Source organism: Kitasatospora sp. NPDC058444 (assembly GCF_042721415.1).
Lineage (GTDB): Bacteria > Actinomycetota > Actinomycetes > Streptomycetales > Streptomycetaceae > Kitasatospora.
Map to the genome: position 1 here is coordinate 60,361 of NZ_JBHXLL010000015.1, position 26,356 is coordinate 86,716.

Below are 26,356 nucleotides of genomic sequence, written 5' to 3' on the forward strand. Positions count from 1 at the left end.
CTTGACTTGGAATCCGTCCATCGTAGGATCGGCTCCGGCGCTAGCCTGGGTAGCAGCAGCACGTGACTCCCGTCACTGCCGTGCGCAACGGCGAGCAGTGCCGAGCAGTGGCCACACGTGGCGCAGCAGGACCAGACAGCAGCAGTAGGTGCCGTAGGTAGCAGAGAAGACACCGTGATCCGCCTTGTGAGGGAAGGATTCCCATGTCTGACATCCACGATGCAACCGGCGTAGAGGCGAACGCGGAGGGCTGCCCGGTGAACCACGGGCGGGCTCCGCACCCCACCCAGGGCGGCGGGAACCGCCAGTGGTGGCCGGAACGGCTCAACCTGAAGATCCTCGCGAAGAACCCGGCGGTGGCCAATCCGCTCGGCGGGGAATTCGACTACGCCGCGGCCTTCAGGACGCTCGACCTCCCGGCCGTCAAGCGGGACATCCAGGAGGCCCTCTCGACCTCGAAGGAATGGTGGCCGGCCGACTTCGGCTACTACGGTCCCTTCATCATCCGGATGGCCTGGCACAGCGCCGGCACCTACCGGATCAGCGACGGCCGCGGCGGCGCCGGCGGCGGCCAGCAGCGCTTCGCCCCGCTGAACAGCTGGCCCGACAACGCCAGCCTGGACAAGGCCCGCCGGCTGCTGTGGCCGGTGAAGAAGAAGTACGGGCGCGCCCTGTCCTGGGCCGACCTGATCATCCTGTCCGGCAACGTGGCCCTGGAGGGCATGGGCTTCCCGACCTTCGGCTTCGGCGGCGGCCGCGTCGACGAGTGGGAGCCGGACGAGGACGTCTACTGGGGCCCGGAGACCACCTGGCTCGGCGACGAGCGCTACACCGGCGACCGTCAGCTGGAGAACCCGCTGGCCGCCGTCCAGATGGGCCTGATCTACGTCAACCCCGAGGGCCCCAACGGCAACCCGGACCCGATCGCCGCCGCCCGCGACATCCGCGAGACCTTCTACCGGATGGCGATGAACGACGAGGAGACCGTCGCGCTGATCGCCGGCGGCCACACCTTCGGCAAGACCCACGGCGCCGGCCCGGCCGACAACGTCGGCCCGGACCCCGAGGCCGCCCCGATGGAGCAGCAGGGCATCGGCTGGAAGAGCAGCTACGGCACCGGCGTCGGCGGCGACGCGATCACCAGCGGTCTGGAGGGCACCTGGACGCCCACCCCGATCACCTGGGACAACAGCTTCTTCGAGACGCTGTTCGGCTACGAGTGGGAGCTCACCAAGAGCCCGGCCGGCGCCCACCAGTGGAAGCCCAAGGACGGCGGCGGCGAGGGCACCGTCCCGGACGCGCACGACCCGAGCAAGCGGCACGTGCCGATCATGCTCACCACCGACCTGTCGCTGCGCCTCGACCCGGTCTACGAGCCGATCTCCCGGCGCTTCCTGGAGAACCCGGAGGAGTTCGCCGACGCCTTCGCCCGCGCCTGGTACAAGCTGACCCACCGCGACATGGGCCCGGTGGTCCGCTACCTCGGCCCGGAGGTCCCCAGCGAGCACCTGCTCTGGCAGGACCCGCTGCCGGGCGTCACGTACCAGCCGATCGGTGCGGCCGACGTCGCCGACCTCAAGCGGCGGATCGCCGCCACCGGCCTGTCGGTGTCCGAACTGGTCTCCACCGCCTGGGCGGCGGCCTCCTCCTTCCGCTCCAGCGACAAGCGCGGCGGCGCCAACGGCGGCCGCATCCGGCTCCAGCCGCAGATCGGCTGGGAGGTCAACGAGCCCGACCGGCTCGCCACGGTGCTGCGCGCCCTCGAAGGCGTGCAGCAGGAGTTCAACGCGCAGGCCGGCGACAAGCGGGTCTCGCTCGCGGACCTGGTGGTGCTGGCCGGCGGCGTCGGCATCGAGCAGGCCGCCAAGGCGGCCGGCCTGGCCGTCGAGGTGCCGTTCGCGCCCGGCCGGGTGGACGCGCCGCAGGAGCTGACCGACACCGAGTCCTTCGCCGCGCTGGAGCCCAAGGCGGACGGCTTCCGCAACTGGGTCGGCAAGGGCAACCGGCTGCCGGCCGAGTACCTGCTGCTCGACAAGGCCAACCTGCTGGGCGTCAGCGCGCCCGAGCTGACCGTCCTGGTCGGTGGCCTGCGCGTGCTGGGCGCCAACCACGGCGGCTCCACGCACGGTGTGCTCACCGAGACCCCCGGCGTGCTGACGAACGACTACTTCGTCAACCTGCTGGACCTGGACACCAGTTGGAAGTCCATCTCGGAGGACGCCCACACCTTCGAGGGCCGGGACGCCTCGGGCCGGGTGCGGTGGACCGGCACCCGCGCCGACCTGGTGTTCGGCTCGAACGCCGAACTGCGGGCCGTCGCCGAGGTGTACGCGGCCGACGACGCCAAGGAGAAGTTCGTCGAGGACTTCGTCGCGGCCTGGGCCAAGGTCATGAACGCGGACCGCTTCGACCTGGTGTGATCCGTTGATCCGCACCGGCGGATGACGCGGCGGGAGTCCGGGGAGCCGATCCCCGGATTCCGGCCGCGCGTCACCGGCCCTCGGCCGCGGAGCCCACGCTGACCAGCCCGGTCTCGTACGCCGCGACCACCACCTGGGCCCGGTCCCGCAGGCCCAGCTTGCCGAGGATCCGGGCCACGTGCGTCTTCACCGTCGCCTCGGACAGCCCCAGCCGGGCGGCGAGTTCGGCGTTGCTGAGGCCGCGGGCGAGCAGCGTCGTCACCTCCAGCTCGCGCGGAGTGAGCGTGCCGAGCTCGCGGTGCGGGGCGACGGCGGCGCCGCCCGGGTCGTCGGGGCGGGCGAAGCGCTCGACCAGACGGCGGGTGATCGCCGGGGCGAGCAGCGCGTCTCCGGTGCGGACCAGCCGGACGGCGGCCACCAGGTGCTCCGGGGTGACGTCCTTCAGCAGGAAGCCGCTGGCCCCGGCGGCCATCGCCGCGTAGACGTAGTGGTCGAGGTCGAACGTGGTCAGCATGATGATCCTCGGCGGTTCCTGCGCGCCGTCCGCCAGGATCCGACGGGCCGCCTCCAGCCCGTCCAGGCCCGGCATCCGGATGTCCATCAACACCACGTCCGGTCGGCAGCGGCGGACGGCGGCGACGGCCTGCTCGCCGTCCTCCGCCTCGGTCACCACCTCGATCCCCTCCGACTCCAGGATCAGCCGGAACCCGGTGCGGACCAGGGCCTGGTCGTCGACGACCACCACCCGCAGCAGCTGCTCGTTCATGAACTCTCCAAGGGGATACGGGCGGTGACGCGGTAGCCGCCGCGCGGCCGGGGGCCGGTGTGCAGGGTGCCGCCGTAGACGGCGAGGCGTTCGCGCAGGCCGAGCAGGCCGCGTCCGTCGCCGGTGGCGGCGGCACCGGTGGGGCGGCCGCCGGTGTCGGTGACCTCGACCAGCAGCCGGTCGGGGGCGTACTCGACGGTCACCGCGGCGTCGGCGCCGCCCGCATGCTTGACGGTGTTGGTGAGCGCCTCCTGGACCACCCGGTAGGCGGCCAGTTCGACCCCGGGCGGAACGGGCCGGCGCTCGCCGCGGACGGCCAGCTCCACCGGAAGGCCGGCCCGCCGGACGCCCTCGACCAGGGCGTCCAGCTGGCCGAGGCCGGGTTGCGGGCTGAGGCCGGCCTCGGCGTCCGGGGCGTCGCCGGTTTCCGAGTCGATGGTCAACAGGCCCATCACGTGCCGCAGTTCGGTCATCGCCGCGCGCCCGCCGGACTCCACCGCGGCCATCGCCTCACGGGCCTTGTCCGGGGCGGTGTCCAGGATCTTGCGGGCCGCGCCGGCCTGAATCGTCATCATGCTCACATTGTGGGTGACGACGTCGTGCAACTCCCGGGCGATCCGGGCCCGTTCGAGCTCCACCGCGCGCTGAAGCGCGGCCAGCTGCTCGCGCTCCAGGGCGGAGAGCCGTTCCCGCCCCTCGTCCACCCGGCGGCGCCACATCCGCAGCTCGTAGGCGACCGCGAACACCGGCGCCAGGACCAGGACCGCGATCACCCCGTTGGGGAAGTGCGGCAGCTTGGCCGCGGAGAAGAGCGCCACGAGCGCGACGGTCGCGGCCGACAGGCTCAGCAGCAGGGCCGTCCCGCGGCGCCCGTACGCGGCCGCGCTGTACGCGGCGACCATCACCGCCACGCCTGCCGAGTACGCGATGTCCTGCGACTGGTACCGGACCAGCAGAGCGGCCGGCACCACCGTCCACAGCACCGCCAGCGGGTGGCGGCGGCGCAGCACCAGCGGCAGCGGTACGAGCGGCACCAGCAGCAGCCAGGACAGGCTCGTCCCGTGCGGGCCGCCCGCGATGGTCGCGTAGCGCCCGCTGGTGAGGGCGAGGAAGAGGGCCAGGGCCGCGTCGAAGACCTGGCCGCGCCGGGTCGGCCCGGGCGGCGGAGCGGCGCCCGGGCCGCCGGCCGGGCGGACCGCCGCGCGCAGCCGTCGGACCGTCGGATGGTTGATCACCGGGACATTGTGGAGGCCGCGGGCCCAGCGGGACAGCCCGCGGACGGCGGGCGGCCCGTACTCCCGGCGACTACGTCGGAAGGATGACGGCGCGCCCCGGTCCGCCGGACGCGGTAGCGGGGTTGCCGCGCACGGCGGACGCGCAGGCGCCCCGCCCGTTCGTACCTTCGTCCCGTCGGCGAACAGGAAGCGACGAGGAGCGGGGACATGAGCAGCGAACCGGTGATCGAACTGAGCGGCGTGAGCCGCCACTACGAGGGCGCCCGGGCGGCCCTGGACGGCGTCACGCTGAGCGTACGGGCGGGGGAGTCGGTGGCCGTGCTCGGCCCGTCCGGCAGCGGGAAGTCCACCCTGCTGAACCTGGTCGCCGGGCTGGACCGGCCGAGTGCGGGCACCGTGACGGTCACCGGCACCCGGGTGGACCGGCTGAACGAGGCGGCCTCGGCCCGCTTCCGGCGCGGCACGATCGGCATGGTGTTCCAGTTCTTCAACCTGTTGGACGACCTCACCGTGGCCGACAACGTGGTGCTGGCCGGCGAGCTGGCCGGAGTCCCGCGCGCCGAGGCCCGGCATCGGGCCGACGAGCTGCTGGAGTCGCTCGGCATCGACCGCCACGCCCGCGCCCACCCGGGTCGGCTCTCCGGTGGCGAGCGTCAACGCGTGGCGGTGGCGCGGGCGTTGATGAACCGGCCGACGCTGCTGCTGGCGGACGAGCCGACCGGCGCACTGGACTCGGCCGCGGCCGAGGACGTCAAGGAGCTGTTCCGCGATCTGCACGAGGACGGGCAGACCGTCCTGCTCGTCACCCACGATCTTTCGCTGGCCGAGGACTGTGCCACCCGCACGGTCAGGATGCGGGACGGCCGGGTCGAGGCGGACTCGGCGGTGGCGGCATGAGCGCCCTGGGCCGGGTGGTGCGGGCCGGCGTGCGCAGGCGCCGGACGCAGTCCGTCGCGGTCGGGCTGGCCGCGCTGGTGGCCACCACCTGTTCCGTCCTCGGCGGCTCGCTGCTGGTCGCCTCCCGGGCCCCCTTCGAGCAGGCCTTCGACGGCCAGCGCGGCGCCCACCTCACCGCACGCTTCGACGGCGCCCGGGTGAGCGCCGACCAGCTCGCCGCGACCGCGCACGCCCCCGGCGTGACGGACGCCGCCGGGCCGTACCGCACCGTCACCGTCGACCCCGAGCCCGGCTCCGGCCTGGACCTGCCGCCCGGGATCAGGATGGCGCCGATGACCGTCACCGGCCGCGCCGAGGCCACCATCGGGGTCGACAACGTGACTCTTCTCCAGGGGAGTTGGCCGCAGCAGCCGGGCGAGGTGGCGATCGAGGCCGGGTACGGCGACCGGCCCCGGGAACTGGGCGGAACCCTCCGTCTGCCCGGCCTGCCGGGCGCGCCGACGCTCAAGGTCGTCGGCTTCGCCCGGTCCGTCAGCCGCACCTCGGACGCCTGGGTGACCCCGGACGGCATCGCCGCCCTCACAACGCCCGGCAGCACCCCCGGCTACGAGATGCTCTACCGCTTTACGGACGCCCGCAGCGCCGACGCCCTTGCCACCGACCGAGCCGCCGTCACGGCGGCCGCCCCCGCCGGGGCGCTCACCGGGGCCCAGTCCTGGCTCACCGCCAAACAGGGCTCGGACCGCAACACCGCCCTGTTCCTGCCCTTCATGCTCGCCTTCGGCCTACTCGGCATGGCGATGTCGGTCCTGGTCGCGGGCAACGTGGTGGCCGGCGCCGTCGGCACCGCCACCCGGCGGATCGGCGTGCTCAAGGCGCTCGGCTGCACCCCCGCCCAGGTGGTGCGCGCGTACGTCGCCCAGGCGCTGATCCCGGCCGGCGTCGGCACCCTGCTCGGGGTCGTCGCCGGCAACGCGCTGGCCGTCCCGGTGCTCGCCACCACCGGCTCGCTCTACGGCACCACCACCTCAGGCCTCGCCCCCTGGGTGGACGCCGCGGTGGCGGGCGGGACCCTGACCGCCGTCGCCCTGGTCGCCTGGGCGGCCGCCGCCCGGGCCGGCCGGCTGCGCGCCGTGGACGCGCTCGCCGTCGGCCGTACCGCGGGCGGCAGCCGGCGGGACACGGTCGCCCGCCGTGCCGCCGCGCTGGCAGCCCGGCTGCCGCTGCCCCGGCCGCTGAGCCTGGGCCTGGCCCAGCCCTTCGCCCGCCCGGCCCGCGCCGCCGGAATGCTCGCGGCGGTGCTGTTCGGCACAGCGGCGGCCGTCTTCGCGGTGGGCATGGGCGGGACGATGGGCTGGGTGCAGCAGGCGAAGACGCGGGACGCCGGGGACCTCGTGGTGCACCCGACGCGCCCGGACGGCCCGCCCGGAGCGGCCCCGGCGGGCAGGCCCGTCCCCGCTGACCGGGCCGCCGTCACCGCCGCGCTGGACGCCCAGCCGGGCACGGCCGCCTACTTCGGCGTCGGCACCGAGGAGGTCACCGTCCCCGGGGTGGCGGGCAGCACCACGGTGACCGCCTTCGACGGCGACTCCTCCTGGGCCGGCTACCGGATGGTCGCCGGGCGCTGGTACCGGGGCCCGGGTGAGGCCGTCGCCCCGGCCACCTTCCTGACCGAGGCCTCGGTCCGGCTCGGCGACCAGGTGACCTTCACGACCCACGGCCGGGCCGTCACCGTCCGGATCGTCGGCGAGGTCTTCGACCCGCACGTGCAGACCAACGAGCTGTTCACCGACGCCGCCGGCTACCCGCCCGGAGCGGCCCCGCGGCCCGACTTCTGGACCGTCAAGCTGAAACCGGGCACCGACCGCACCGCCTACGCCACGGCCGTCACCGCCGCGCTCGCCCCCACCCGGATGACCGCCGACACCGGCGGGCCGCACGGCTCCAGCGACTCGATCGCCGCGCTGAACTCGCTCACCGCCACACTGACCGTGCTGCTGCTCGTGGTCGCCGGGCTCGGGGTGTTCAACACCGTCGTGCTGGAGATCCGCGAGCGCGCCCGGGACATGGGCGTCACCAAGTCGCTCGGCATGACCCCGGCGCAGACCGTGGGCGTCGTCCTCGCCTCGGTGCTGCTGGTCGGGGCCGTCGGCGGCGCGATCGGCCTGCCGGCGGGCCTGCTGCTGCACGGCCTGACGGTGCCTGCGATGGGCCACAGCGCCGGACTGACCTTCCCGTCCGCCGCGCTGGACGTCCTCGGCACCCCGGCGCTGGTCCTGCTCGGCCTCGGCGGGGTGCTGATCGCCCTGCTCGGCGCGCTGCTCCCGGCCGTCCGGGCGGCGCGGGCGCGGACGGTGGACGCGCTGCGGGCGGAGTGACGGCGGCGGGGTCACGTACGGGACGGGGCGGGTTGGCGCCCTGTCCCGTATGGCCCTCGGGGCAGGTTTCACTGCCGTGACGGCGGCCTCAGCGCGGCCCGTCCGCGGGGTGGTTGAAGGCCGGACCGAGGTCCGGCGGGAGGTGTGCGACCAGCAGGGCGACGGCCTCCTCCGGGGTGGCCGCGGTGTCGAGCGCCTCGGGTTCCTGCCACCGGCCGATGAGGTAGCGGCCGCCGTGCTGCGGCCGGGCGTGGGGGAGGCTCTCGTCGACCCAGGGGTGCGAGGTGGACAGGCTGAAGTGCAGGTCGTAGTGGCTGGTCCAGGGGAAGAGCCGGCCCAGCCGGGGCTCGGCGCGGGCGGCCTTCAGCAGTCGCACCAGTCCGGCATTCTCGCTGCCGGGGCCGTGCCGGTTCTCCCGCAGGCGCCACTCCCAGTTCAGGACGGACGCCTCCCAGCGCGCCTCGACCGCCGCCTCGGGCCCGATCGCGCGGGCGGCGGCGAGGTCGGGCAGGACGGGCTGGGGCAGAGGAGCCCGCTGATCATCGGATCGCATGGTGAGCAGTCTGCCCCAGCGGTTCCCGGGATCGAGCGTTTCGGAGATCCCGGTGGCCGATTGCCGTCAACTCGCCCTCCCTGAGGAGAAGAGGCGTGATCCGTACGGCCGTCAGGCCTTGGCGCGGGCCGCGGCGCGCAGCCTGCGCCAGGTACGGCCGACGGCGGCCGGCCCGGTGCGTCCGGCGGTGGGTGCGCCGGACTCCCAGTCCCGGGCCGCCTCGGCGAGGGTCTCGGTGGCGGCCCCGGCACCCGGGGGCCGGGGCCGGGCGGCCCGGGCGGCGCGCAGCAGGTCCTCCGGTCCGAGCGCGTCGAGCCGCGCCCGGGCGTGGTCGAGCAGGGTGGCGCAGGCCTCGCGGATCGCGGCCTCGCCGAGCGGGCGGGCCGGGAGGCCGAGGCCCTCGGTCAACTGCCCTTCCAGGGCGGTGCGCAGGTCCTGCACGGAGAGGTCGCGGACGGTCAGCGACAGGTGGGCGGACAGGCCCCCGGCGCCGACCGCCCGGTGCGCGAAGCCACGCGGGACGTAGAGCACGCCGCCGGGTTCGAGGACGCCGTGCAGGCGCAGTGGGGAGCGCTCGTCGTCCGGGAGTTCGCCGAGCCGCCAGTCCGCCGCCGCCGGCGCGTCGTGGACGTACCAGGTCTTGCGCCCGGCGGCCTGGAGGACGAAGACGTCCGCGTCGTCGCGGTGCACCGCGAGGCCCTGGCCGCCGGCCGGGGTGACGAAGAAGAAGGCCTCCACCCGCCGGTCGAGCTCCTCGGACAGCCGGGCCACCAGTTCGCCGGTCGGGCCGTGCCACTGGTCGACGCAGCGCAGCAGCAGTGTCGCCCCGCCGCGCAGCAGGGCGAGGACCTTCGCGCGGTCGGCGAAGCCGTGGTGGCTGACGCCGTTGATCACGCGTGCGGTGGTGAAGGCCTCGGGCGGGACGGTGACCTTGTCGGAGCGGACCATCTCCAGGTAGGGGGTGCGCAGCAGTCCGCCGTCGAAGGCGGCGTCCAGCTCGTCGAGGTCGAACGGTGGGGCGGGGGCCGTCGGGTCCGTCCGGGGGAAGAGCGCGGGCTCGCGCTGCCACTGGCGGCCGGCGAAGCTCCGGACGTCGCCGACCCAGTCGGCCAGTGTGGGCGATTCCATGGTGTGTCCCGTGGTGTCAGGGGTGTTCCAGGGTGTTCCGGGGTGTTCCGGGGTGTTCCGGGGTGTTTCCAGCGTGTTCGGGGGCGCCGTGTGCCCGGGGTGGAGGGCCGTCAGGCCCCGGCGACCCGGGCCTCGAACCGGACGGAGAGCAGCGAGCGCAGGGGCACCTGCGCCTCCTGCCGCGGGCTGTGGACGACCAGCCGGCTGTCCAGAGCGACGGTCAGCAGGCGCTCGGCCAGCGGCACCACCAGGTGCTTGGCCCAGCAGCGGGCGCCGTCGAAGCCGAAGGGCATGAACGCGGGTGCCTTCTCCGGGTCCGCGACGCCGTCCCACCGCTCGGGGCGGAACTCCAGCGGGTCGGACCAGTAGTCCGGGTGGCGGTGCATCAGCAGCGGGAAGAGCGCGACGTCGTCCTCGGGGCGGATCTCGGGGTGCAGCGCGGTGTACGCGGCGCCGCCGTTGCGGTACAGCATCCAGGCCGGCGGGAGCAGCCGCAGCGTCTCCCAGAGGACGGCGGTGAGGTCGGCGCGGTGCTCCGGCCGGTCCCGCTCCGGGCCCATCAGCCACAGGGCGTTGCCGGTCAGGGCGGCCACGCCGTCGCAGAGGGTGGCCGTCGCCCGCCGGTACATCGCGACGGCCTGCTTGCGCTCCAGGGTGTCGCCGGCACCGCGGATCAGCCCGGCCAGCGCGGTGCCGCCGTCCGGCCGTCCGTCCTGCGGTCTGTCCTGCGGTCCGTCCTGCCGTCCGTCCTGGTCCGCGGAGCCCGGCCAGCGGGTGACGGCGCGGTCGACGAGCCGGGAGAGGGTGTCGGAGCGGGTGACGCCGCGCTTCGACAGCAGGGAGACGGGCAGCGGGTCGGCGGAGAACAGCCAGCGGCGCAGGTAGGAGGTGCCGGCGTAGGGCCAGGAGCCGGCCATCCCGCGCACCAGGGGCGGCGGCTTGCGGATGCCCGCCATGGCGTCCTGCCCCAGTGCCCGGATCGTCCGGGTCGCGCTGTCATGGGGGATTTCGGCGCCGGCGGCGGGTTTGTAGACCGAGCGTTCGGTGGAAAGCACCGGGCGGGCCGCGACGATTTCGGCCATCAGCCGGGAGTCCGAGACGCCCACCTTGCCCGGGTCGATCCGGAACACCTTCTCGTCCCTGGCCAGCAGGTCCTGAATCCTCGGGGCGAACACGATGGAATGGCTGCGCGGGGTTGCCGTCGCCATTTCTTCCACGGGAATTCTGCCTCCAATGCGAAATGGCCGGTCAGTGCGTTCAGTACGGCGGGCGGAGGAATCCCGGACGCGCCGTGGCGCCGGCGGGGGCACGGCCGACCCGGGCCCCCGCCAGCGGCTGACCACGTCAGATGACGTGCAGCACCCACGCGTGGTTCGCGAGGTCGTCGTTCTTCTTGAACTTCTTGACGAGCGCCTTGACCATCTTCATGACTACTCTCCATTCCGGGGATCGGCGGGTACGGCGAGAATGCCGCACTCGAGCCGTCAGAGATATTCGGCGTTCCGGTGCCGGACGCCGAACGGTTGATCTGTTCATGGACCCTAACCGAAACTTCGTCGTCCGGACACCCCCTCGACAGAGGATTATGCGATCTCTTGCGGGGTGTTGACGATCTATTCGATGGTCGAATCGTTATAACCCATGGATATCCATGGCGGGGGAGGGGAACGGGAACGCGAAAGGGCCCCGCGAAGCCGCGGGGCCCTTCTGTGCGCACGGTGCGCGCGTACGGTGCGTACCGTACGTACGGCGCCTACGGCGCGGTCGGTCAGTTGTAGGTCGTGGTGACGGTGACGCCGCCGAAGCCCTGCTGGGCGTAGAGGCTGAAGAAGACGTAACCGGCCGGCGGGTTGGTGATGGTCAGGGTCTCGCCGTTGCCACTGGTGGTCGACTTGGCCTGGTACGAGCCGGTGGTGGCCCAGGCGCCGCTGTTGTAGTACAGGTCGGCGTTGCCGGTGCCGCCGCTCGTGGTGATGGTCAGCTGCTTCACGCCGGCCGGCAGGGTCAGGAAGCTGTAGCTGTAGTTCCCGGTGGTGGCGGCGACGTTGTCACGGCGGCAGTTCTTGTCGAACTGGCGGGCGTCGGCGGCAGTGCACAGGGGGGCCTGGGTGGTGGGCAGCGAGCCGCAGTTGTCGGCGGCGCAGGACTTGAGCCAGGTGGCGAAGTCGGCGTCGTACTTGGTGCCGATGGTGGTCTTCAGCAGGGTGCGGGCGCCGTTCCAGTCACCGGCGCGGTACTTGGCGAGCAGCGCGGTGACGTCGTCCGGGTGCGACTGGAGCATGTAGCGGACCGCCAGGTAGCCCCAGTTGTAGGTCCGGGTGGAGTTCGAGTTCTCGTAGGTGGTGTCGAACAGGGTGCTCAGCGCGTAGGTGCCCTGGCCGGCCTGGGCGACCGCCGCGTCGTAGTGCTCGCCGCGGTAGCTGTAGGAGACGTACTCGGCGAGGCCCTCGACCCACCAGATGGTCGGGGTGGTCATGCCGGCGTTGAAGTCGCCGTACATGTCGTAGCGGCCGTCGAGGTAGTGGGTGTACTCGTGGTTGAGGTTCCAGATCTGGAACTGGGGGCGCAGCCAGGAGGCCTCGTGGGCGATGAAGCGGGCCTGGTTGCCGGCCTTGGCCGGGTCGCCCTCCTCGTACATGCCGCCGTTGTCGACGTCGATCTTGTACATCTCCCAGGCGTACAGGCTGTAGTTGTAGTAGTCGTCGAAGACGACGACCTCGAGGTTGGTGTTGTTGTCGTTGGCGACCGGGCCGTTGTCCTTCACGATCTTGTGGAAGAACGCGTCCTGGTTGATCAGGCTGGTGCAGGTGTCGGCGAGCTGCTGCGCGGTCATGTCCTGGGCGCGGACGCGCAGGTTGGCGTTGCAGGTGTGGTCGACGGTGAGCACCAGCGGGACCAGCTTGGCCGGGACGTCACAGGTGCCGTAGAGGGAACAGTTGCCCTCGTCCTTCTTCTCCGTGAACCAGAGCAGGTTCATGGTGAGCGGACCGGTGTTGCCGACCAGCGGGTAGCGGTTGATCAGGTCCTTGAGGATCGGCCGGCCCTGGGGGCGCAGCTCGTCGTGGGCGACCAGGTTGCCCAGCTGGATGCCGATCTTGGTGACCACGTCGCCACCGTTGATCAGGCCGCTGTTGCGGGTGACGAAGGAGGCCGCGGTGGTGGCGAAGGTGGGGTCGGCCTGGAGCGCGGAGACGAACTCCGGCAGGTCGAAGCCGCGCTCGATGACGGTCTCGGTGTTGGCCACGGCGGTGGTCATCGCGGCCGGCCAGCTGCCGGTGTAGTCGTTCAGCAGCCGCTTGACGACGCCGGTGTAGCGGGCGTTCTCCTGGGCGCTGTCGATCAGGGTGACGGCCTCGCCGAGGGTGTTGCCGTTGGCGTCGCTGATGTCCCTGGTGCGCGGGGCCGCGAAGAAGGAGTCCAGCGCGCCGCGGATGGCGGTCTTGAGGCTGTCGCCGTACGGGCCGACGGCGTCCTTGTTGTACCACTGGACGTAGTAGCCGGCGCGCAGGAAGAGCACCAGGTTCCCGGCCGAGGTGGAGTTGTCGCCGGGGTAGGTGGCGGCGGTGTCGCGCAGGGCGTTGGCGACGGTGACCATCTGGGCCTCGTTGAAGGCGCCCTTGGCGTCGTTGCCGGTGAGCTGGAACAGCGTGTTGACGCAGTCGAGCCCGGCCGACTTGACCTGCTGGACCAGCGCGGCACCGGACTTGCCGGTGAAGGCCGAGACGTCGCAGGCGGCCGCGGCGGAGAACTGCCGGGCCGACTTGGCGGCGCCGACGGAGCTGCCCGCCGTCGGGGCGGTCGCCTTGGCCTGCGGGTCGGAGGCGAGCGGGCGGGCGTCCTTGGGGGTGTCGGGGGACTTGGGCACCGGGATGGTGCGCGGCGCGGCCTTCCCGGCGGCGGAGGCGGGGGTGGCCGAGGCGGCCGGGCTCCCGGCCGGTGCGGCGCCGGTGGTGCCGGCGGCCTGCGCGGCCGGCGCGAACAGGCCGAGCGAGAGGAGGAGTGCGGTGCCGAGCGCGGGGAGTCTGCGCGCGGTGTCCTTCGCTATCGAGGAGGGACGCATCTGTGGGGGCCTCCGGGGCCGTCGAGGGTGGGGGCTGCCGTGCTGCGTGGGGCGCACGGGCCTTGCTGTGTGACATGTAAAATGGCACAACGGAGAACGCGGAGGGAAGGGCCGGGAACGGATTGCCGCCCGGCGAGACCGAAACGTTGTCAGGTTCGCGCGGGCGAACGGTCCGTGTGGGCGTCGGGCCCGCGCGGGCGGCGGGTCCGTGCGGCTGTCGGGTGTGTGCGGCTGTCGGGTGTGTGTGGGGCCGTCAGGCCCGCGCGAGCGGCCGAGGGATGAGCGCCGCGAACTCCAGCGGCGCCGACGGGTCCACCGACAGGTCCGCCGGGGCCGGCTCCGCACCCGCGCGGACCAGCAGGTCCCCGGCCGCCGCCACCATCGCGCCGTTGTCGGTGCACAGCCGCAGCGGCGGCACCCGCAGCGCGATCCCGGCCGCCGCGCACCGCTGCTCGGCCAGCGCCCGCACCCGGGAGTTGGCCGCGACCCCGCCGACCACCACCAGGCTGCCGATCCCGTGGTCCACGCAGGCCCGCACCGCCTTGCGGGTCAGCACGTCGGCGATCGCCTCCTGTAGCGCGGCCGCCGCGTCCGGCACCCGCGGCTCGCGTCGGGACTCCACCCAGCGGGCGGCGGCGGTCTTCAGTCCGGAGAAGGAGAACGCGTACGGGTCGTCCCGCGGCCCGGTCAGCGGGCGCGGCAGCCGCACGGCCGTCGGGTCGCCCTCGCGCGCGGCGCGGTCGATCGCCGGGCCGCCCGGGTAGGGGAGTCCGAGGATCCGGGCGACCTTGTCGAAGCACTCGCCGGCCGCGTCGTCCAGGGTGTCGCCGAGGTGGACGATCGGGTCCCGGGCCAGGTCGCGCACCAGCAGCAGCGAGGTGTGGCCGCCGGAGACGATGAGCACCACGCAGGGGTCGGGCAGCGGCCCGCCGTCCAGCGCGGCCGCGGCGACGTGCCCGGCGAGGTGGTGCACGCCGTACAGCGGGACACCCAGCGAGAAGGCGTACCCCTTGGCGGCGGCCACGCCCACCTGGAGCGCCCCGGCCAGTCCCGGGCCGGTGGTCACCGCGACCGCGCCGACGTCCGCCAGGGTGAGCCCGGCCCGGTCCAGCGCCTCCCGGACCACCGGCGCCATCGCGTGCACGTGCGCCCGGGCGGCGATCTCGGGCACCACTCCGCCGTACCGGGCGTGCTCGTCCATCGAGGAGGCCACCGCCTGCCCGAGCAGCACGCCGTCGCGCACCAGCCCCGCGCCGGTCTCGTCGCAGGAGGACTCGATGCCCAGCACCACCGGCGACCCTGTCATAGTCACTCACCCTTGTCGGTCATTACACGGAACGGTGACCATTGTGCCCGACGGGACGTGAGGAATAAGCAGGAGCCCATACTGTGCTCTTGCAACTGATACGCAATAGTGTGTCCCCGGCACGATCACCGCACCACCACCGCACGACGACCACCCGCACGATGACCATCGTTCAGCCCGCCGAAAGGGGCCGAGACCTGATGAGCGCCTACACGCTTCCCGACCTGCCGTACGACTACTCCGCACTGGAGCGGGCGATGTCGGCCGAGATCCTGGAGCTGCACCACTCCAAGCACCACGCCGCCTACGTCAAGGGCGCCAACGACACCCTCGACCAGCTGGCCGAGGCCCGCGACAAGGAGCAGTTCGGCGGCCTGGTCGGGCTGCAGAAGACCTTCGCCTTCCACCTGTCCGGCCACGTGCTGCACTCGCTGTTCTGGCAGAACCTCTCGCCCGAGGGCGGCGACCGCCCCGAGGGCGAGCTGGCCGACGCCATCACCGAGCACTTCGGCAGCTTCGAGGCCTTCAAGAAGCAGCTCTCGACCGCCACCACCGGCGTGCAGGGCTCCGGTTGGGGCATCCTGTCCTGGGAGCCGCTCGGGCAGCGCCTGATCGTCGAGCAGGTCTACGACCACCACGGCAACGTCGGCCAGAACACCACCCCGCTGCTGGCCTTCGACGCGTGGGAGCACGCCTACTACCTGCAGTACCGCAACGTCCGCCCGGACTACGTCACCCGCCTGTGGGACGTCGTCAACTGGCAGGACGTGTCGGACCGCTTCGCGGCCGTCAAGAGCGCCTGACCCGCATCGGGTGACCTCGGGCGATCCGCGTCGGATGCCCCACATCGGGTGATCCGCATCGGGTGACGCAAGGTCCCGGGCCGGTCGGGCGGTCCGGGGCCTTTCCCCGCCCTCCCACGGGAGTTGCCCGCGGCGCGCGCCGGAACGGACACGGCCGGTGCACCCCGCCGCAGGCTGGACGCCACCCGTCGTTCGCCCGCCGGTCGCGTGCGCTCCCTACGCTCGCTCGGACCACCGCCGGTGACCGGCCGCCAACGGCCTCCCGGCCCGTCCGCTGCCGCTGCCGCAGCCGCCGCCTCCGACGCTGCCGCTGCCGCCGCCGCCGAGCGAAAGGGCGCCCGATGGCCCCGCGTCTGTCCCTCGTCGTCCCGATCTACAACGTCGAGCGCTACCTCCGGGAGTGCCTGGACTCGATCGCGGCGCAGACCTTCGAGGACTTCGAGTGCGTCATGGTCGACGACGGCTCGACCGACGACGGCCCGGTCATCGCCGAGGAGTACGCCGGAAAGGACCCGCGCTTCCGGCTGGTCCGCCAGCACAACCAGGGCCTGGGCGCCGCCCGCAACACCGGCTGGCGCCACCTCACCCCCGGCACCGAGTACCTGGCCTTCGTCGACAGCGACGACACCCTGCCGCCGCACGCCTACCAGCTGATGACCGGCACCCTGGACGAGACCGGCTCCGACTTCGCCGCCGGCAACGCGCTGCGCCTGCGCACCACCGGCCTCACCCCCTCGCACGGCCACCGCCGCCCGTTCTGCGAGACCCGGCTGCGCACCCACGTCAGCGAACTGCCCGCCCTCGTCACCGACCGCACCGCCTGGAACAAGGTCTACCGGCGCTCCTTCTTCGACGGCGCGGGCATCCTCTACCCCGAGGGCATCCTGTACGAGGACGCCCCGGTCAGCGTGCCCCACCACTTCCTCGCCGCACGCGTCGACGTGCTCGCCGATCCGATCTACCACTGGCGGGTGCGCGAGGACGGCGACCTCTCCATCACCCAGAAGAAGACCGACCCGCGCGGCCTGGTCGACCGCGTCCGCTCGATGGAACTCGTCCGCGCATGGCTGCTCGCCCGCCCCGAACCCGTCTTCGCCGACCACCTGCGCGCCTACGACCGCAACTGCCTGGTCGAGGAGATCCCGATGTTCTTCTGGACCGTCCCGGACGGCGACCGCGCCTACCGCGCCGCCTACCAGCGGCACGTCACCCGCCTCCTCCAGGCCATCGGCCCCGAGGCCCAGGCCGGCCTCAGCCCCCAACTGCGCCTCAAGTACGGCCTCACCCAGGCCGACCGCATGAACCGCTTCGTCGCCCTCCAGCGCCTCCACCGCGCCGTCCGCCGCACCCGCCAGGCCGTCGGCCGCCGCTGAGGTCGGCGCAGCCGCAGCCGCAGCCGCAGCCGCCCCGGGCCGCGGCGGAGGGTGCCGCCGCGGCCCGGGGCGAGACTCCCGTGGGCACGGTCATGGTCCTACTGGAAGTGAACGGTGCCGGGCGGCGGGGCCGGCAGGCAGTCCGGGCCCGATCCGTCCAGCAGACCTCCGGTGATCAGGCCGTAGGCGTGGGAGGGGTCGGTCTTGGCGAGCGGGAAGCCCACCATGAGCAGCTTGCCGGCGGGGATCCTGCTGGGGCGGATGGAGAGAACGGTCTTGCCGTCCTCCCAGCCGATGTCCCAACCGTTCGCCGACGAGCTGGTGCCACCGGGGCTGGGGCTGGCCGAAGCGGGCGGTGCCGAGCGCGGCGTCTCGTTGTGGGGCGGTTCCGGGCTCGGGGGCGTGGACGGGGACGTGGACGGGCTGGGGGACGCGGACGGGCTGGGGGACGCGGACGGGTCGGGGCTGCCCCACGGGGTGGCGCAGTCGGGGTCACCGGCCAGCACGCGGCTGTGAACGCCGATGCGGTCCAGGTCCTTCTGCAGCTTGCCCAGGTCGATCGTGCCGGCCGGGTTGACGATGGTGAGTTTGACGAGGTCGCTCCCGTCGTTCCGCAGGGTGTAGGCGGCCGCGGTCTGGGTCGGCAGCACGGTCAGGGCGACCCCCGCCACGGCGGCGGCGGCCAGGCCCGAGGCCAAACCGACCGGGACCCAGCGCACGCGGACGCCACGGCGGGGCCGGGCCGTGGCCGACCGGTCGGGGTGCGGGCTGTCAGCCCGCTGCTGGACGTGGTTCTTGAGCTCGTGCATCAACCGCTCCTCGAAGCGTTCGGCGTTCATTCAGGCCTCCACAAGGGACGAGGGGGACGGAGCGGATTCGGGATGGGCGCCGGGCTGTTGCAGGGCCTTGCGGGCCCGGTGCAGCCGGACCCGGGCAGCCACGGTGCTGATACCCAGTGCCTTGGCGGCCTCGGAGACGCTCAGACCGTCCACCGCCACCAGTTCCAGCACCTCCCGCGGACCGGGTGGCAGCAGAGCGATGCGTTCCAGCAACTGCCGCGAGGCGCGCTCGGCGTCGATGCGCTCCTCCAGCCGTGCGATGTCATCGCCGTCCAGCAGCCGGTGGCCGGCTATTCGGCCCTCGGCCGCCCAGATCCGCGCCGCGCGCCGTTCCTGGGACGCGGCCACGTTGCGGGCGATGCCGTGCAACCAGGCGATCGGCGTGCCCAGCTGCGGCCGGTACCCGCCGGCGGCGGAGATCGCCGCGAGGAACACCTCGGCGACCAGATCGGCCGCGGCGTGCGGGTCCCGGGTCCGCCGGGTCGCGTACCGCAGCACCGCTTGCACGTGCTCACGGTAGAAGGCCTCGAACGCCTCCGGATCCTCACCGATCCGCGCGACCAGACCGCTGTCCGGCGGTTGCCTCACATCGACTCCCTTGTCCGTCCGTCCCCCTCATCTCCTCTTGGCGACGCACGGCAGGAGCGTTACATCCGCAGTCTGCAGGCCGTCCTCCGTCGAGCGATGCCGAGGGCGCGTCCGGCTGCCACCGCGGCCGGACGCGCTCAAGGGGCGGAGAATCCGGCTGGACCGCAGCCTGTTCGTCGGATCCTTCGACGCGGATTGGGAAGGGCACGAGTCGGCAACCTATAAGGTGCTGCCCACCCCGCACGGTCCCCTGTACCGGGGCTGGTGCCGGCAGTTCGATGCCATGGTGGACAGTGCCGAGCGTGTGATCTGAGGGAAGGCGGAGGGATGGCGATCGAAGCGGAGCTCAAGGCGATCGTGCGGGACCCGGAAGGCGTGCTCGAGCAGTTGGAGGAGCGGTGCGGCACCGGCCGGGCCGAGGTCTACCAGGACACGTACTACGACGCGCCGGACGGCAGCCTGATGGCCGGCGACCGTGAGCTGCGGATCCGCACGGTGCACGGCCCGGACGACACCCGCACCGTGCTGACGTACAAGGGCGCTCGGGTGGACGAGGCATCCGGGTCGAAGCCGGAGGCCGAGACCAGGGTCGAGGACGCCGATGCCCTGCACGAGATCGTCCGGGGCCTGGGATTCACTCCGCGCATCGCGTTCGAGAAGCGGTGCCGCAACTACAGTTTCCAGCAGGACGGTTGGCCTCTGCTGGCCACACTCGTCCGCGTTCCGGAACTGGATGGCGCGACGTTCGTCGAGGTGGAGACGTCGGCTGCTGCGGAGGCGGACCTCGCCTCTGCGCTGGCGCTGGTCCGTAGCGTGTTGACGGAACTCGGTATCAGCGAGGACGACGTGACGACCGAGCTGTACACCGACGCGGTCGCGGCGGCACGGCCGGTGTGACTGCGCCGCCCGGGAGCGCGAGGGGAGCCGGACAGTGACGGGACGGCCTGGCCGATGCCGTTCTGGCGACCGACTCCCTCGACTGGCTGCGGGCTGCTTCGGGCATGAAGCCGGCGAGAAGCAGCTACCTGATGCGCAACGTGTCTCAAGGCCCCTTGCCGGACATCGTGTCCAGGAACGTGACCTCGAACGATTCGAGGTACTGGCGGCGTTCGGCCAGGAACCGGCGGACGTGGGGCTGTCGCTCGTGTTCTTCGAAGGCTGAGCGATCCGCGTACAGCTCGTAGAAGAGCCGGACGTTCGGCTCGTCCGGCACGGTGTGGTTGATGTAGAGGAGCGTGCCGGGTTCCTCGGCGCGGATGCCTTCGATTGCGGCCGCGGCCAGTTGATCGAAGGCGCGGGCCGCTGCGGCGTTGCGAGCTACGAAGCGGACGACGAGTGCGAATCCCGCTCCGGGCCCGTCGGAACCGAAGCCGGTCTCCTCAGGCGTCACCGGGCGCCTGAGCCGGCGTGAGAGCGTCTCCCGGACGACCTCCTGCACCTCGGCCCGGGGGGTCGTGCCGGAGAGCCAGTACGAGATCGAGGACTTGTCGTAGGTCAGCCGGAGCCCGGCCTCGCAGCCGACTCGGCCAGGTACCGCGAGGCGGACGGCCCCGTTCCACACGGCTGGGGAGGGCGCGCTCTGGGCACCCGTTCCGCCGTTTCCGCACGAACGTGGCCGCGCTTCCGGCATGATCTCCCGCAGCACCACGGCGGCCGCCCACCCGGCGTCGACTCCGGCGCCACCGGACCCCCGGACGGTCAGCGAACCCGCTGGCGCCCCGGACTCGGACTCTCCCGGCGCCGGTGCACGCGAGAGTCGAGCCCCTCTCTCCGGACACCACTCCCCCGCCCGTAGGCGGGGCGACAACGACATGCACAACCGACAGGCCCGCAGCACGCCGTCCGGGTCAGTGCCCCTCGCTGACCCCGAAGGCGCCGCTGTCCCAGTACACGGACGGCTCCTCGGCACCGCTCGGCCAGTCGCTCTGCAGATGGCGGCGGCCGTGTCCCAGGGCCCCTACCCGGTGCGGGCTCAACCGCCCCGCCACCAGGTCGTCCGCCTCGGCGTCCGTGATCGGCAGCACGGTGCGGTACTGCGCGTCCTGCGAGGCGACCCAGTCGACGAACTCGGTGAACACGCTCACGAAGGCCTGCGAGCACAGGCCGCACCGCTGAACAGAGACGATGAAATGCGAGTCGTCCCGAATCATCGTCTCGAGCCGAACCCCGTCGCGGCTGCGGTGGTGCTCCTGCGCCACCGCAGCGTCCTCGGCGCAGCACGCCACGCACCCGAAACCCGCACGGTCACTACCGTCTTGCGAACCCATGGATCCCCCGCACGTTAGCTGTCCCTGACCGGCCCCCACCCTAACAACCCACAGTGAGGCCCGGCCGCTGAATTAACGAGCATGCGCCGCCCGACCTGCGGGCAAGCAAGCCGTCTGGCGAGGCCGGACAAGTTCGCCGGCGGAAGCTGGACTTCTTCGAGTGCTCCGAGACCCGCGAAGCGCCGTGCCCCACGTTCGAGTGGGGCACGGCGATCGGCGTTCGCACTGCGGATCAGCCGAAGAAGGCGTCCAGGATCTGTTGGGCGGCCGACCCGGCGGGCAGTGTGCCGGCGCGGACCTGAGTCTCCAACTCCGGGGTCAGGCGCCGTACTTCGGGGTTCTCGTGGAGGCGGGCGTACAGCTGGTCGTGCACCATGGCCCAGGTCCACTCGACCTGCTGTTGGCGGCGCTTCGCGGCCAGCGCCCCCGTCGCGTCCAGCACCTTGCGGTGCTGCTGCAACCGCTCCCACAGCACGTCCAGCCCCGCGCCGTCGCGGCCGCTGCACGTCAGCACGGGGGGCGTCCACGCCGCGTCCGGGGGCTGCAACAGCCGCAGCGCGCCCGCGAGTTCGCGGGCCGCCGCCTTCGCGTCCGTCTCGTGCGGCCCGTCGGCCTTGTTGACGGCGATGACGTCCGCGAGCTCCAGCACGCCCTTCTTGATGCCCTGGAGCTGGTCGCCGGTGCGCGCCAGGCTGAGCAGCAGGAAGGTGTCGACCATCCCCGCCACCGCCGTCTCGGACTGGCCGACGCCGACCGTCTCGATCAGCACGACGTCGTACCCCGCCGCCTCCATGACCACCATGGACTCCCGGGTGGCCTTGGCGACTCCGCCCAGCGTCCCCGAGGTCGGGGACGGCCGGACGAAGGCCGCGGGGTCGACGGCGAGCCGTTCCATCCGGGTCTTGTCGCCCAGGATGGACCCGCCCGTCCGGCTGGACGTCGGGTCGACGGCGAGCACCGCGACCCGGTGCCCCTGGCCGGTCAGCATCGTCCCGAAGGAGTCGATGAAGGTCGACTTTCCGACGCCGGGTACCCCCGTGATGCCGACCCGGACCGCCCCGCCCGCGTGCGGCAGCAGCCGCTGGAGCAGCTGCTGCGCCAGCGCGCGGTGGTCGGGCCGGGTGGATTCGACGAGGGTGACGGCGCGCGCGATCCAGGCGCGCGAGCCGTCCAGTACGCCCGTCACATAGCTGTCGAGGTCGATCGTCCGCGGAGGCATGGGATCAGGCGATCACAGCTCGTGGCCGAGGTCGGCCGCCAGGGACTTCAGCAGGTCGTACGCCGCGTCCGGGATGACCGTCCCCGGCGGGAAGACCGCCGCCGCGCCGGCCTCGTACAGGGCGTCGAAGTCCTGCGGCGGGATCACGCCGCCGACCACGATGGTGATGTCCTCCCGCCCCGCGGCGGCGAGTTCGGTGCGCAGCGCGGGCACCAGCGTCAGGTGCCCGGCGGCGAGCGAGGACACGCCGACGATGTGGACGTCCGCCTCGACGGCCTGGCGGGCGACCTCGGCCGGGGTCTGGAACAGGGGGCCGACGTCCACCGTGAAGCCGAGGTCGGCGAAGGCGGTGGCGATCACCTTCTGGCCGCGGTCGTGGCCGTCCTGGCCCATCTTGGCGACCAGGATGCGCGGACGGCGGCCCTCGGCCTGCTCGAACCGCTCGACCAGGTCGCGGGTGCGCTGGAGGGAGGCCGACGGGCCCGCTTCGTCTCGGTACACACCCGAGATGGTACGGATCTGGCCGGAGTGGCGGCCGTACACCTTCTCCAGGGCGTCCGAGATCTCGCCGACGGTGGCCTTGGCCCGGGCCGCGTTGACGGCCAGGTGCAGCAGGTTGCCGTCCAACTGCCCGCCGCGCTGCGGACCGGCCTCGGCGGCCCGGGTGAGGGCGTGCAGCGCGTCCTGGCACGCGGCCTCGTCGCGCTCCTCGCGCAGCCGGCGCAGCTTCTCGAGCTGCCGCGCCCGCACCGAGGAGTTGTCGACCTTGAGCACGTCGATCTGCTCGTCGTTCTCCACCCGGTACTTGTTGACGCCGATCACCGGCTGGCGGCCGGAGTCGATCCGCGCCTGGGTGCGGGCGGCGGCCTCCTCGACGCGCAGCTTGGGGATGCCCGCGTCGATGGCCTTGGCCATGCCGCCGGCCGCCTCGACCTCCTGGATGTGCTCCCAGGCCCGCGCCGCGAGGTCGTGGGTCAGCTTCTCGATGTACGCGGAGCCGCCCCACGGGTCGATCACCCGGCAGGTGCCCGACTCCTGCTGGAGCAGCAGCTGGGTGTTGCGGGCGATGCGGGCGGAGAAGTCGGTGGGCAGGGCGAGTGCCTCGTCCAGGGCGTTGGTGTGCAGCGACTGGGTGTGGCCCTGGGTCGCGGCCATCGCCTCCACGCAGGTGCGGGTGACGTTGTTGAACACGTCCTGGGCGGTGAGCGACCAGCCCGAGGTCTGCGAATGGGTGCGCAGTGAAAGGGACTTGGGGTTCTTCGGGTCGAACTGCTTGACCAGCTTGGCCCAGAGCAGCCGGGCCGCGCGCAGCTTGGCGACCTCCATGAAGAAGTTCATGCCGATCGCCCAGAAGAACGACAGCCGCGGCGCGAAGGCGTCCACGTCCAGCCCCACGTCCAGGCCCGCGCGCAGGTACTCCACCCCGTCGGCCAGGGTGTAGGCGAGCTCCAGGTCGGCGGTCGCACCGGCCTCCTGGATGTGGTAGCCGGAGATGGAGATCGAGTTGTACCGGGGCATCTTCTGCGAGGTGTACGCGAAGATGTCCGAGATGATCCGCATCGACGGCTGCGGCGGGTAGATGTAGGTGTTGCGGACCATGAACTCCTTGAGGATGTCGTTCTGGATGGTCCCCGCGAGCTTCTCCGGCGGTACGCCCTGCTCCTCGGCCGCGACGATGTACAGCGCGAGGATCGGCAGGACGGCGCCGTTCATGGTCATCGACACCGACATCTTGTCCAGCGGGATGCCGTCGAACAGCTGGCGCATGTCGTAGATCGAGTCGATCGCCACGCCCGCCATGCCGACGTCGCCGGTGACGCGCGGGTGGTCGCTGTCGTAGCCGCGGTGGGTCGGCAGGTCGAAGGCGACGGACAGGCCCTTCTGGCCGGCCGCGAGGTTGCGGCGGTAGAAGGCGTTGGACTCCTCGGCGGTGGAGAAGCCCGCGTACTGGCGGACGGTCCAGGGCTGGTTGACGTACATGGTCGGGTAGGGCCCGCGCAGGTACGGGGCGATGCCCGGGTAGGTCTCCAGGAAGTCCAGGCCGGCCAGGTCGGCGCCGGTGTAGAGCGGCTTGACGCCGATGCCCTCGGGGGTGTCCCAGAGCAGCTCGTCGACGTCCTTGCCCGTGGACTGCCGCCAGGCGGCCTGCCACTGCTCGTCGGTGACGTCCGCGCCCTGGCTGACGTCCGCAGCGCCCGGGGCGTCGCCCTCCAGTCCGATTCCGGTGAAGTCGGGGATCATCGAGCGGCTCCGATCTGGTCCAGCAGGGAGGTCAGGACGGCAACCGCGTCGCCCCCCGAGAAGATGAACTCGTCCACTCCGGCCGGGAGTTCGCCGAGCCGTCCGGCCAGCAGCACCTTCTCGGCGCCGGCCGTCTTCAGGGCCTGGGCGACGGGCGAGGCGTGCTCGGCGTACAGGGCGTCGCTGGAGCAGAGGCAGGCGACGGTGGCGCCGGAGGCCCGGAAGGCCTCGGCGAGGGCCGCCGGGTCGACGGACTCGGCCGAGACGGTCGCGATGCCGCCGGCCTGGAACAGGTTGGCGGCGAAGGTGGTGCGCGCGGTGTGCGCGGAGGCGCCGCCGATCGAGGCGAGGAAGAGCGTCGGGCGGGCGCCGTGCGCGGCGAGCCGGGCGTCCGAGCGGTCCCGCAGCGCCTCGTAGGCCTCGGCGCGGCGCACCCGCGGCAGTCCGCCGCCGGGCGCGGCCGGGGCCGGCTCGCGGACCAGCGGCTGCTCGTCCAGGTGCGGGAACTCGCTGACGCCGGTGATCGGTTCGCGCCGCTTGGCGAGCCGTACGGACCGCTCCGCCCAGGTCGCGGCGATCCGCTCGCCGACGAGGCCGGACTCCAGGGCGGCGCGCAGGCCGCCGGCCCGCTCGATCTCCTGGAACCAGGCCCAGGCGGCCCGCGCCAGCTCGTCGGTCAGCTGCTCGACGTACCAGGAGCCGCCGGCCGGGTCGATCACCCGGGCCAGGTGGGACTCCTCCAGCAGGATCGCCTGGGTGTTGCGGGCGATCCGGCGGGCGAAGGCGTCCGGCAGGCCGAGCGCGCTGTCGAAGGGCAGCACGGTGACGGAGTCGGCGCCGCCGACCCCGGCGGCCAGGCAGGCGACCGTGGTGCGCAGCATGTTCACCCACGGGTCGCGGGCGGTCATCATCACGCGGGAGGTGACGGCGTGCTGGCGCTGCGCGGAGGCCGCCACGCCGGCCCCCGAGACCTCGGCGACCCGGGCCCAGAGTCGGCGCGCGGCACGGAACTTGGCGATGCTGAGGAACTGGTCGCCGTCCGCGGCGTAGCGGAACTCCAGTTGGCCGAGCGCCTCGTCCACCGAGAGCCCGGCGGCGGTCAGCGCGCGCAGGTAGGCGACGCCGGTGGCCAGCGAGCAGCCCAGCTCCTGGGCGGGGGAGGCGCCGGCCTCGTGGTACGGGAGGGCGTCCACGGTGAGCGCCCGCAGGCCGGGGTACCCGGCGGCGCAGCGGGCGGCCAGCGCGGTGGCCTGGGCGAGCAGCGCGTCGGTGCGGGCGCTCTGGCCGGTGCGGGCCTGGAGGCCGAGCGGGTCGGCGCCGAGGTTGCCGGCGGCGGCGCCGGGGGAGACCTCGCGCTCCTCGTAGAGCCGGAACAACTGCTCGGCGGCGTCGGCGAATTCGGGTCCGGCGTCGAGCGCGACGGCGGCCAGGTCCAGGTACACCCCGGACAGCGCCTCGGGCAGGGCGTCCACCGGGAGGCCCGCACCGCCCAGTTCCAGCCAGAGCGAGCTCACGCCGTGCTCGAGGTCGGCCAGCACGGCCTCGCTGGTGCGCCGGCGGTCCGGGTCGGCGTGCCGCTGGCGTACGTCCCAGCCCGCCACGGCGGAGCCCTGCGGCCGGCTGCCGCGCACGAACGGCGCGAAGCCCGGGTAGCCGGGGTCGGCGGCGGTGTCCTCGGCGGTGTACAGCGGGCGGGCGCTCAGCCCGTCCTGGAGCCGGGTGGTGAGCGCCTGCTCGGCGGCGGGGCCGTCCTCGGGCTCGGCACCGGACTTGCGCAGCACGCCCTGGACGAGTTGCTGCCACTGCTCACGGTGCGCGGCCGGGAACTCGGCTGCGAGGGGGAGCCCTTCGGGCGGGACCTTCATGTGCGCAGGTTAGCGCCCGTTCGCGGGGCCGCAGGAGGGGGATTCCGTGTGACCTTTCCCTCGGTCCGGCCGATTTCGAGCACTCGCCGGGACGGGGAGTGCCACGGGGTGTCCGTGCAGGTGGCACCGGGGGTGGGGAGGGGTGTCGCGACGTGGGGGCGGAGGGGTAGGAGGGGTGCTGGAGGCGACGGGCGGAGGCGGTCGGCGGCCGTGGTCGGCGGGGCGGTCCCGAGCCGTCGGCGGCGGCCGGCGGTGTCCGAGGTCAACGCCGATGGCACGGAACGCGATCGATGTCCCGTCATGCGGTCAAAACGTCATGATCAGGGGGATTGCGGAACCCGCCCCCTCATCTATTAAGTTACTTCGAAGAAGGTGGGCGGGGCAGCACCCCCCCGTTGCTCGCCCTGCCCGCCTTCGT

General features: G+C 72.9%; 20 protein-coding genes. 6 read left to right on the plus strand and 14 right to left on the minus strand.

The annotated features are described in order from the left end of the window. Positions 1 to 203: 203 nt before the first annotated feature. A complete protein-coding gene (katG, locus tag ACFWP2_RS17870) occupies positions 204 to 2,420 on the plus strand; it encodes a catalase/peroxidase HPI (RefSeq protein ID WP_380452219.1) in 2,217 nt (738 codons plus the stop codon). 70 nt (positions 2,421 to 2,490) lie between these two features. On the opposite strand, the gene ACFWP2_RS17875 is transcribed toward katG, so the two are convergent. Together ACFWP2_RS17875 and ACFWP2_RS17880 are read right to left on the minus strand one after the other, a co-directional pair. Beyond that, on the minus strand, positions 2,491 to 3,186 hold the full coding sequence (locus tag ACFWP2_RS17875; RefSeq protein WP_380452222.1) for a response regulator: 696 nt from the start codon (positions 3,184 to 3,186) through the stop codon (positions 2,491 to 2,493). Further along, positions 3,183 to 4,421 carry a sensor histidine kinase gene (locus tag ACFWP2_RS17880; protein WP_380452225.1) on the minus strand — a complete coding sequence of 413 codons (1,239 nt, stop codon included), beginning with the start codon at positions 4,419 to 4,421 and terminating at the stop codon, positions 3,183 to 3,185. The genes ACFWP2_RS17875 and ACFWP2_RS17880 overlap by 4 nt, the downstream gene beginning before the upstream one ends. A 207-nt stretch (positions 4,422 to 4,628) precedes the next feature. On the opposite strand from ACFWP2_RS17880, the gene ACFWP2_RS17885 reads away from it, so the two are divergent. Together ACFWP2_RS17885 and ACFWP2_RS17890 are read left to right on the plus strand one after the other, a co-directional pair. Continuing rightward, the gene (locus tag ACFWP2_RS17885) at positions 4,629 to 5,318 is read left to right on the plus strand and encodes an ABC transporter ATP-binding protein (RefSeq protein ID WP_380452227.1); all 690 of its coding nucleotides are present in this window, start codon (positions 4,629 to 4,631) and stop codon (positions 5,316 to 5,318) included. Further along, positions 5,315 to 7,696 (plus strand): FtsX-like permease family protein, encoded by a 2,382-nt coding sequence (locus ACFWP2_RS17890; protein WP_380452230.1) that lies wholly within the window; start codon positions 5,315 to 5,317, stop codon positions 7,694 to 7,696. Before ACFWP2_RS17885 ends, ACFWP2_RS17890 begins: the two co-directional genes overlap by 4 nt. Positions 7,697 to 7,784: 88 nt before the next feature. Here ACFWP2_RS17890 and ACFWP2_RS17895 read toward each other — a convergent pair whose 3' ends face one another. The 5 genes from ACFWP2_RS17895 to tsaD form a co-directional block, all read right to left on the minus strand. Next, positions 7,785 to 8,249, minus strand: coding sequence for a DUF6193 family natural product biosynthesis protein (locus ACFWP2_RS17895; RefSeq protein WP_380452233.1), 465 nt, complete (start codon positions 8,247 to 8,249; stop codon positions 7,785 to 7,787). A gap of 111 nt (positions 8,250 to 8,360) precedes the next feature. Then, positions 8,361 to 9,377, minus strand: a complete 1,017-nt coding sequence (locus ACFWP2_RS17900) for a JmjC domain-containing protein (protein WP_380452237.1) — start codon at positions 9,375 to 9,377, stop codon at positions 8,361 to 8,363. Positions 9,378 to 9,487: 110 nt separating this feature from the next. Then, entirely contained in the window at positions 9,488 to 10,585 is a 1,098-nt protein-coding gene (locus tag ACFWP2_RS17905) for a cytochrome P450 (protein ID WP_380452239.1), read from the minus strand. Positions 10,586 to 11,145: 560 nt separating this feature from the next. Continuing rightward, a complete protein-coding gene (locus ACFWP2_RS17910) occupies positions 11,146 to 13,437 on the minus strand; it encodes a M9 family metallopeptidase (RefSeq protein WP_380452242.1) in 2,292 nt (763 codons plus the stop codon). 253 nt (positions 13,438 to 13,690) lie between these two features. Beyond that, positions 13,691 to 14,743, minus strand: a complete 1,053-nt coding sequence (gene tsaD / locus ACFWP2_RS17915; RefSeq protein WP_380452244.1) for a tRNA (adenosine(37)-N6)-threonylcarbamoyltransferase complex transferase subunit TsaD — start codon at positions 14,741 to 14,743, stop codon at positions 13,691 to 13,693. A gap of 200 nt (positions 14,744 to 14,943) precedes the next feature. Between tsaD and ACFWP2_RS17920 the strand changes: the two genes are divergently transcribed. Together ACFWP2_RS17920 and ACFWP2_RS17925 are read left to right on the plus strand one after the other, a co-directional pair. Next, a complete protein-coding gene (locus ACFWP2_RS17920; protein ID WP_380452246.1) occupies positions 14,944 to 15,546 on the plus strand; it encodes a superoxide dismutase in 603 nt (200 codons plus the stop codon). A 341-nt stretch (positions 15,547 to 15,887) separates the two neighbouring features. Then, the gene (locus tag ACFWP2_RS17925; RefSeq protein WP_380452248.1) at positions 15,888 to 16,919 is read left to right on the plus strand and encodes a glycosyltransferase family 2 protein; all 1,032 of its coding nucleotides are present in this window, start codon (positions 15,888 to 15,890) and stop codon (positions 16,917 to 16,919) included. 98 nt (positions 16,920 to 17,017) lie between these two features. Here ACFWP2_RS17925 and ACFWP2_RS17930 read toward each other — a convergent pair whose 3' ends face one another. Beyond that, positions 17,018 to 17,758 carry a hypothetical protein gene (locus ACFWP2_RS17930; protein ID WP_380452251.1) on the minus strand — a complete coding sequence of 247 codons (741 nt, stop codon included), beginning with the start codon at positions 17,756 to 17,758 and terminating at the stop codon, positions 17,018 to 17,020. Then, positions 17,759 to 18,346 (minus strand): RNA polymerase sigma factor, encoded by a 588-nt coding sequence (locus tag ACFWP2_RS17935; protein ID WP_380452253.1) that lies wholly within the window; start codon positions 18,344 to 18,346, stop codon positions 17,759 to 17,761. It lies immediately after the preceding gene. 327 nt (positions 18,347 to 18,673) lie between these two features. Here ACFWP2_RS17935 and cyaB point away from each other — a divergent pair, with 327 nt between their 5' ends. Next, on the plus strand, positions 18,674 to 19,243 hold the full coding sequence (cyaB, locus tag ACFWP2_RS17940; RefSeq protein WP_380452256.1) for a class IV adenylate cyclase: 570 nt from the start codon (positions 18,674 to 18,676) through the stop codon (positions 19,241 to 19,243). Between the two features lie 145 nt (positions 19,244 to 19,388). Here the strand turns inward: cyaB and ACFWP2_RS17945 are convergent, their stop codons facing one another. The 5 genes from ACFWP2_RS17945 to mutA all read right to left on the minus strand — a co-directional run bounded on the left by ACFWP2_RS17945 (position 19,389) and on the right by mutA (position 25,938). Then, positions 19,389 to 19,994: a putative quinol monooxygenase gene (locus ACFWP2_RS17945; RefSeq protein ID WP_380452259.1), complete on the minus strand. Its 606-nt coding sequence runs from the start codon at positions 19,992 to 19,994 to the stop codon at positions 19,389 to 19,391. A 199-nt stretch (positions 19,995 to 20,193) separates the two neighbouring features. After that, positions 20,194 to 20,544 carry a hypothetical protein gene (locus ACFWP2_RS17950; RefSeq protein ID WP_380452261.1) on the minus strand — a complete coding sequence of 117 codons (351 nt, stop codon included), beginning with the start codon at positions 20,542 to 20,544 and terminating at the stop codon, positions 20,194 to 20,196. A 301-nt stretch (positions 20,545 to 20,845) separates the two neighbouring features. Next, the gene (gene meaB / locus ACFWP2_RS17955) at positions 20,846 to 21,832 is read right to left on the minus strand and encodes a methylmalonyl Co-A mutase-associated GTPase MeaB (protein ID WP_380452263.1); all 987 of its coding nucleotides are present in this window, start codon (positions 21,830 to 21,832) and stop codon (positions 20,846 to 20,848) included. 12 nt (positions 21,833 to 21,844) lie between these two features. Beyond that, on the minus strand, positions 21,845 to 24,073 hold the full coding sequence (scpA, locus tag ACFWP2_RS17960) for a methylmalonyl-CoA mutase (protein ID WP_380452265.1): 2,229 nt from the start codon (positions 24,071 to 24,073) through the stop codon (positions 21,845 to 21,847). Next, a complete protein-coding gene (gene mutA, locus ACFWP2_RS17965) occupies positions 24,070 to 25,938 on the minus strand; it encodes a methylmalonyl-CoA mutase small subunit (protein ID WP_380452268.1) in 1,869 nt (622 codons plus the stop codon). Before mutA ends, scpA begins: the two co-directional genes overlap by 4 nt. Positions 25,939 to 26,356 lie beyond the last annotated feature (418 nt).